The organism is Lysinibacillus sp. CNPSo 3705 (genome assembly GCF_028674935.1).
GTDB lineage: Bacteria > Bacillota > Bacilli > Bacillales_A > Planococcaceae > Lysinibacillus.
The window spans coordinates 1-7860 of record NZ_JAQZSD010000110.1 but is presented as its reverse complement, the minus strand read 5'-3'; the positions used below and the strand labels follow the sequence as shown (position 1 = coordinate 7860).

Below are 7860 nucleotides of genomic sequence, written 5' to 3'. Positions count from 1 at the left end.
CATTAAATTCCGGATAAAATTAACTGTAGATATATGACTTTAGTATTGTTATTATTATGAAGTATTTTTTTGAAAGGGGGTTTTCTTATGTACGATTCTTCATATTACAATGATTTCGATGATTTAGACTTGGAATTTCTCATTATTATGTTAATTTGTATTGCATTGCTAAGTATTGCAAGCTATGTAATTAGTTCACTTATTTATTACCAGGCATCTAAAGTAAATGGCTTTAGCAAACTGGCTTACATTGCTTGGATTCCGATTATTGGTATTTATAACCTTTTCTTATTAACAGCAAAGGGTGATAATGACACAACAGTTCGAGCAGCAGCAATGAAAAATGCTATTATTTATGCTGTATTGGTATTTGTTTCATTTATTCCGTTTCTGTTTCTAGATGTGATTGCTTCAATAGGTCTTCTTGGCTTTATTTTCTATTTCACATATCGCCTCTTCTATCGTTGGACTGGTGGAACTGGGAAAGCTGTACTTTATACGATTTTATCGTTCATCACATTAGGACTATTCTATTCGATCTATGGCTTACTAAAAATGAATAAACCTTTCGTTGCATAATACATATGCCCGTACAAAAACCTCTTTACACCATTTTAGGTGAAAGAGGTTTTCTAGTTATTCACGTAATTTTACACTATAATGTCTTATGGACTTAGGAATACCTTTTAATGCGAGCACCCCATTATAGACTAAAAATCTTATTCTAGATTCTAAAAAGAAGACACTAGGAAGCTCTTCTATCAAAGGTAAGAGTTCCGCAATCACTGCCCCTGTCTTGATAAAATCTGTTGTTGCTTGTTCACTATGTAGCCTTTCTATCGTCTCTATAATAAGTGGATCAAAATAATTTTCTGGTACCCCTTTTATTCCATTATTAGTCCATAAGCGCAGAATATCGTTAGTTTGCGATAATGTTTCCCATTCATTTTGGAACATACGACGCTCCTGGATAGTTAATGGCTTTTTTTCTTCCATGTTCATAAAAAGCTGCGCTAATTGCTGTGAACTAAGATGGCTTGTCGCACAATTAGCCTTACTCTGTTCTGTTGTATTAATAAGAAAAATCTCATTTGATTTATCTCGCAATAAATAGAGGAAAAAACGAAGCCCGCATTGTTCATCGGCATTATTACCATACCAAATATAGATAGGAACATGATTCGAAATATCTTCTATTTCACGCAAAGTATTTGTAAACTTATTTTGATAAACATCTTCCTGTCCATCGTTAATATTTTCAAATAACCAATTGTTTCGGGATGTTTGACCTCTTTTCTCCTCTAGCTTCCACAATGGTCCAATTGAGAAGCAATCCGGGAATCCAATCACATGTTTAGGTGGTGCTAGTGCTACTCTCACTGAACCAGCTGCAGATTCAGAGCTCACAATATGAACTGCCTGTGTTGTTATGCGTTGATCCATAGAACAATGTTTTTGAATACAGTCATTGATAATTTCTACGATGTCGCTTAAGTTATGTTGCTCAAACGACAACCCCCACCCGTCAATTGCTTTACTTTCTTCATGATTGAATGCTTCAAATTGAACAGGATGCTGTAATTCATAAACCTCCCATTCACTCCTTTCTATCAAATCCGATGCGTTCAAATAATTATGTGTTTTAATTCGATAGACAAAAACCATATTTGATGCCAATAAAAAATAAATATATGGATACTTGACTTTCGATTCCATCACTTAGCCCTCCTTCTATAAAAATTTTACCATACAAAAATTAGGAACTAATCAGCTTTATTTTCTACTCTCGTACGACACTCGATCTATCAAATTTTGAAAAATAAGTTAGATAACAGAAAAAATATGCTATATTATAGTTAGAAAATTTCGAATTTCTAATTTTTAATACAAAGGGGTTTGATGATTGTGTATGAAAATATTTTAAGACATCCAGGACCTACGCCAATTCCTAAAAAAGTTCAGCTTGCAATGAATCGCGATATTATTAGTCATCGAAGCAATGAATTTGTAGCGCTTTACCGTGAAACAATTGAATTAGTAAAACCTATTTTCGGAACAAAACAAGATATTTTACTTCTTCCATCAGGTGGTACAGCAGCTTTAGAGGCCGCGGCGGTTAACACTGTTTCTGCCGGTGAAAATGTTGTTGTGATCACTGTTGGAGCATTCGGAGACTATTTTGTTTCGATTTGTGAGAAATATGGCTTTCATGTACATAAGCTTGAAAAAGAATGGGGACAAGCTTGCACAGCTAAGGAGCTACGAGAATTTTTGCAACCGTTGAAAGATATTAAAGCTGTTTTTGTCACATACAATGAAACTTCGACTGGTATCTTAAACCCAATTGCTGAATTAGCACAAGTTGTACGTGAGGAAACAGATGCATTGTGTATTGTCGATGGTGTAAGTTGCATAGGTGGAGCTCCAGCTGAAATGGATGCCTGGGGAATTGATATTCTTGTTACTGGATCTCAAAAAGCGATGATGCTACCTCCAGGACTTTCTCTTGTCAGCGTTAGTAATAGAGCTTGGAACGTTATTGAAGAAAACAATACACCGTCCTATTATTTAAACCTATTAAGCTATCGTAGCTGGGCAGAAAAAGGGATGACGCCAAACACGCCTACTGTGACACTTATTTCTGGACTTCATGAGGTTTGTAAACTTATAGAGGAAGAAGGAGGCATCGAACATACAGTTGCCCGCCATGAACTAATGAAAAACATGGTCCGTCATGCGATGAATGCCCTTCATATTGAGCTTCTAACTACGGATGAGCATGCTTCTCCGACCATTACAGCGATTATGGCACCAAAAGGGATTGCACTCGGTAACTTCTTGGCACATTTAAAACAACAATATCATTTAGATTTCGCTGGTGGCCTCGGCCATTTGCAAGGTGAAATTTTTAGATTCGGCCATATGGGCTATTGTTTCCCAAGTGATATTTTACAAGCAGTTTCTTTAATGGAAGCAGCACTTCAAGACTTTGAATATGACTTTGAGCCAGGTGCAGGTGTACGGGCAGCACAGGAAGTATTTTTAACCGCTCAGCGAAAACAATGCCACGATAAAGTGAAACTTTCCCCACAGATATGATTTGTCTTCACCAATTAGGATTATATCGGTAATTATTCTTCCTCTTATCGCTTGATAAATGGGATAAAGATTTAAACTTCCAAATCTATGTATGGATTTGGAAGTTTGTTTATTACGTAAAAAAGTGGATAATTAGGAGATAACGTAATTCAGAAACGAGGGCGATTACTGAACAAGAAGAAATGTTCAGTTTAAAAAATCCTTTTAGACTAAACATCCCAATATCTTCAACATTGATCTCATCAAGTATACCTGTCATTAAATCGAAAGTTCATATAAACAAGCATTGAAATCGTCAGAAAACGATACATCTAAGTAAAATTGCAATTTCGGCCAGTACTTCACGGCATGATCGACTCGAATTATGAATATGAGTGCATTTTCAAAAGCTAAAAGTGTTATACTAATAAGCACGTTATAAATTGAGGAGTTAGACAGTATGAAATATTTTAAACCACAAATGCAGCAACTTGTGAAAGAAAACCGTGAATTACATGATCGCCTAAAAGAGTTAATGTCCGAAATGGATTTGCAAAAAAATTATGCTTTAAAAGCTTTATATCACGCTGAAGTAGCAGACGGTGGACGCTATCAGCAAGATTATCAAGCGTTGGACTATTTATATAAATAACTTTAAAAGTAATAAACGCAAGAATGCTGATTCCGATAGCATTCTTGCATTTTCTTATTAACGAACTACCTTAATCATTCATTCTTGCTACCGGCACACCTTTGCCATGTATTCCTCACGCATTTCCTCCGGCACCATACTTCCACCTGTTGCCCATACAAGATGGGTAGCTTGCTCCATCTTATTAACTAAATCATGCTTTTCTAAATAACTTTGTCCATTTTTCATTAACTGAATTGGTCCGAACATCCCTGCATGCGCGGATGGTTCTAAAAATAAGCCTTCCGAATCCATCGCTAAACCGAGAGACGTAAATAATTCTTCATCTTTCACTGTATAACAACCACTAATATATGTTTCCATCACTTTGCCAACAAATTTTGACGCACGACCAACAGCAAGGCCATCTGCTTCGGTTTTATTAGTGAGACCTATATCTTCTACACTAACTTCATCATGTAAACCTGTCATTAAGCCAATTGTCATACAAGGAGATGCTACGGGCTCTGCAAAGAATACATGGGCATGCTCTCCAAAAATTTCACGTATCCCGTACGCAATTCCCCCCGGTCCTCCACCTACACCACATGGTAAATACACGAACAATGGATGGGCAGCATCCACTGAAATATTCGTCTTTTCAAACTGTGCTTTTAAACGCTTCGCCGCCACTGCATAGCCGGCAAATAGGTCCTTCGAATTTTCATCATCAATAAAATGACACATAGGATCTTGTTCAGCCTCTCGACGACCTTGCTCTACAGCAACACTATAATCTGCTTCATATTCAATAACTGTCGCACCTTTTTCACGCAGTAATGCTTTTTTCCACTCTTTTGCATCACTCGACATATGTACAACGACATTAAAGCCGAGTTTTTTGCCCATAATGCCGATACTCAATCCTAAATTACCTGTAGAACCTACGGCAATTGTGTATTGCTGAAAGAACGATTGAAAGTCCTCTGTTGCCAGCACCGCATAACTATCCTCTTTTGTTAGCTTGCCACTAGCGATCGCAAGCCGTTCTGCCTGCCTTAATACTTCAAAAATACCACCACGTGCTTTAATAGAGCCGGAAATTGGCAAGGCATGATCGCATTTTAAAATAAATTGACCTGGTATTAATACATCAAATTCTTTTTCAAGAGCTTTCTTCATGCAAGGTATATCTAGTAACGACGATTCAATAAGCCCTTTGCTTTCTAAAAGCTCTGGAAATGCTAAAGTTAAATAGGATGAAAAGCGTTTAAGTGTTTCCTCTGCCTCCACAACTTCCTCCATTGAAAAAAGATTTGTTTGCGCTTTTATTTCCCGATTTGTATTTTCCCAAAGTACAGTATGATGATTTGCTAACTCGTTTAGTACCGGAAATTGATTTAATAGTTCGTGTTTACGCTCATTTTCCACCTTCAGATTCCTCCATTTTTTGAGCTGAAATCGCTCGTTCACAAATTTGTCGAAATTTCAATTCAAACGAAATATTGTTTTCTTGAGTTCGTTTTTTAGGCCCTTTCGTCCGTCCCCCAGCACGTCTAATTTTCTGTCCAACATGACGCATATCGAGCAAACGTTCGATATTTTCATTGGACATCTCTCTTCCATTTTGATCGATTGGATAACCTCCTCTTGCCAAAACCATAGCTGCTAAACCGTAATCCTGTGTAATGACAATATCATGCTTTGAAAGCGCATTCACTAGCGTAAAATCAACCGAATCCGGACCCTTTGGAACCATAATTGTTATTACATTATCACGTTCGATACGGTGGGATGTATCGCAAAACAAGATTGTTTCAATCTCAAACTCAGATGATATAGATAACGCTAAATCCACGACTGGACAGGCATCAGCGTCAATTAAAACCTTCACAATAAAGCATCATTCCTTTCTCATAATTAGATAGATCACACAAGTAATCGTTATTTTAATATAACAATTTCTCTTCTTCGTTTGCTCAATTTTTCACAAACTTTAGACTGTTGGAAAAAGTATTTTATTGAATAGTGTGAAAAATAGATATACGATACAACTATCAAATAACTGGAGGTTTTTTTACTATGACAACTACAACTGTAAGCAACGAACAATTAGCAAAAGAATACGTTGATGGCGTATTCGAGCAACTAAAACAACAAAATAGTTATCAAGCAGAGTTCTTACAAGCAGCCGAAGAAATTTTCATTTCATTAGTGCCTGTATTTGCACAACACCCTGAATATATTAAAGCCAATATCTTATCTCGTATCGTTGAGCCAGATCGTATTATTTCTTTCCGTGTAGCTTGGCAAGATGATAACAATGAAGTTCAAGTAAACCGTGGTTACCGTGTGCAATACAGCAACGTAATGGGACCATACAAAGGCGGTCTTCGCTTCCACCCTTCCGTAAATGAATCCATTATCAAATTTTTAGGCTTTGAACAAATTTTTAAAAATGCTTTAACAGGCCAACCAATCGGTGGTGGTAAAGGTGGTTCAAACTTCGATCCTAAAGGTAAATCAGATTCGGAAATTATGCGTTTCTGTCAAGCATTCATGACTGAATTATACCGCCATATTGGTCCAGATGTCGATGTTCCAGCAGGTGATATCGGTGTTGGCGCTCGTGAAGTAGGTTATTTATGGGGCCAATATAAGCGTTTAACAAAAGCAAGCGAATCTGGTGTATTAACTGGTAAAACTCCTGGCTACGGTGGTTCTTTAGCCCGTAAAGAGGCAACTGGTTATGGTACTGTATATTTTGTAAAAGAAATGCTAAAAGATGTCAACGATTCATTTGAAGGTAAAACAGTTGTAGTTTCTGGTTCCGGTAACGTTTCAATATATGCGATTGAAAAAGCACAAGCTTATGGCGCAAAAGTTGTTGCTTGCTCTGACTCTTCAGGCTATGTTTATGACCCAGAAGGTTTAGATCTTGATGCAATTAAAGAAATTAAAGAAGTAAAAGGCGATCGTATCTCTACTTACCTAAACTATCGTCCAAATGCTACATTTACAGAAGGCTGCACTGGTATCTGGACGATCCCTTGTGACATCGCGCTTCCATGTGCTACACAAAATGAAATTAATGGCGATTCAGCTCGTACTTTAATCTCTAACGGAGTGAAAGCTGTTGGTGAAGGTGCAAACATGCCATCAGATCTTGAAGCAATTAACGAATTTTTAAATGCCGGCGTATTATTTGGTCCTGCCAAAGCTGCTAATGCTGGAGGTGTTGCTGTATCTGCTCTTGAAATGGCGCAAGATTCAAGTCGCGTTTTCTGGTCATTTGAAAAAGTAGATGCTAAATTACATGAAATTATGAAAAACATTTACGCGGACAGCAAAGCAGCTGCTGAAAAATATGGCTACCCTGGAAATCTTGTAGTTGGCGCGAACATCGCTGGCTTCATAAAAGTGGCTAATGGTATGCTAGCTGAAGGCGTTTATTAATATTAATTTCAGAATCCTTTCAATCCATCCAAGGTGATAACGAATATTCGTTATCACCTTATTTTATCATTAGAAACGAAGATAAAAACATAAAAGACACCATTTAAAACGAACATTTTTAGTATTAAATATTTAAAACATTCGTGTTATAATAATGGAGTACTATGAAAATTGGAGGGTTTTTTGTGGAATTATTGTATACAGGTAAAACGAAAAATGTGTTTCAATTAGAAGATGGTCATTACTTATTAAAATTTAAAGATGATGTAACTGGAGAAAACGGCGTATTCGACCCGGGTGCTAATACTGTTGGATTAACAATCGACGGTGCTGGGTTAGCTGGACTTCGCTTAACTTCTTATTTCTACTCAAAACTAAACGAACAAGGTGTTCCTACTCACTACGTTGATGCAAACTTCAACGATGCAACAATGACAGTAAAGCCTGCAACTGTTTTTGGTAAGGGTTTAGAGGTCATTTGCCGCTTCAAGGCAGTGGGCTCTTTCCTACGACGCTACGGTGCTTACGTAAAAGAAGGACAAGACTTAGATTCTTTCGTAGAAGTTACCATCAAAGATGATGAACGACTAGATCCCCCCATTTCTGAAGATGCTTTAGCCATGTTAAACCTGTTAACACATGAAGAATACGCCATTTTAAAGCAACGTACAATTGAAATTGCTAAATTTGTTGCT

General features: G+C 37.1%; 8 protein-coding genes. 5 read left to right on the top strand and 3 right to left on the bottom strand.

Translation table 11 applies throughout. The annotated features are described in order from the left end of the window. Positions 1 to 87 precede the first annotated feature (87 nt). Complete coding sequence (locus PVA17_RS23910; protein ID WP_274069210.1) at positions 88 to 579, top strand: hypothetical protein; 492 nt, start codon at positions 88 to 90, stop codon at positions 577 to 579. Between the two features lie 57 nt (positions 580 to 636). Here the strand turns inward: PVA17_RS23910 and PVA17_RS23905 are convergent, their stop codons facing one another. Next, complete coding sequence (locus PVA17_RS23905; RefSeq protein WP_274069209.1) at positions 637 to 1716, bottom strand: DUF1835 domain-containing protein; 1080 nt, start codon at positions 1714 to 1716, stop codon at positions 637 to 639. Positions 1717 to 1905: 189 nt separating this feature from the next. Between PVA17_RS23905 and PVA17_RS23900 the strand changes: the two genes are divergently transcribed. Both PVA17_RS23900 and PVA17_RS23895 read left to right on the top strand, forming a co-directional pair. Next, positions 1906 to 3099: a pyridoxal-phosphate-dependent aminotransferase family protein gene (locus PVA17_RS23900; protein WP_274069208.1), complete on the top strand. Its 1194-nt coding sequence runs from the start codon at positions 1906 to 1908 to the stop codon at positions 3097 to 3099. A gap of 439 nt (positions 3100 to 3538) precedes the next feature. Further along, positions 3539 to 3730 carry a hypothetical protein gene (locus PVA17_RS23895; protein ID WP_049666523.1) on the top strand — a complete coding sequence of 64 codons (192 nt, stop codon included), beginning with the start codon at positions 3539 to 3541 and terminating at the stop codon, positions 3728 to 3730. Between the two features lie 87 nt (positions 3731 to 3817). Here the strand turns inward: PVA17_RS23895 and PVA17_RS23890 are convergent, their stop codons facing one another. Together PVA17_RS23890 and PVA17_RS23885 are read right to left on the bottom strand one after the other, a co-directional pair. Next, complete coding sequence (locus PVA17_RS23890) at positions 3818 to 5140, bottom strand: D-serine ammonia-lyase (protein ID WP_274069207.1); 1323 nt, start codon at positions 5138 to 5140, stop codon at positions 3818 to 3820. After that, positions 5130 to 5603 carry a YaiI/YqxD family protein gene (locus PVA17_RS23885; RefSeq protein WP_274069206.1) on the bottom strand — a complete coding sequence of 158 codons (474 nt, stop codon included), beginning with the start codon at positions 5601 to 5603 and terminating at the stop codon, positions 5130 to 5132. Before PVA17_RS23885 ends, PVA17_RS23890 begins: the two co-directional genes overlap by 11 nt. Positions 5604 to 5791: 188 nt before the next feature. Here PVA17_RS23885 and gdhA point away from each other — a divergent pair, with 188 nt between their 5' ends. Then, positions 5792 to 7165 carry an NADP-specific glutamate dehydrogenase gene (gene gdhA / locus PVA17_RS23880; protein WP_274069205.1) on the top strand — a complete coding sequence of 458 codons (1374 nt, stop codon included), beginning with the start codon at positions 5792 to 5794 and terminating at the stop codon, positions 7163 to 7165. A 185-nt stretch (positions 7166 to 7350) separates the two neighbouring features. Continuing rightward, positions 7351 to 7860: phosphoribosylaminoimidazolesuccinocarboxamide synthase (locus PVA17_RS23875; protein ID WP_274069204.1), on the top strand; the 510-nt coding region annotated here is incomplete at its 3' end.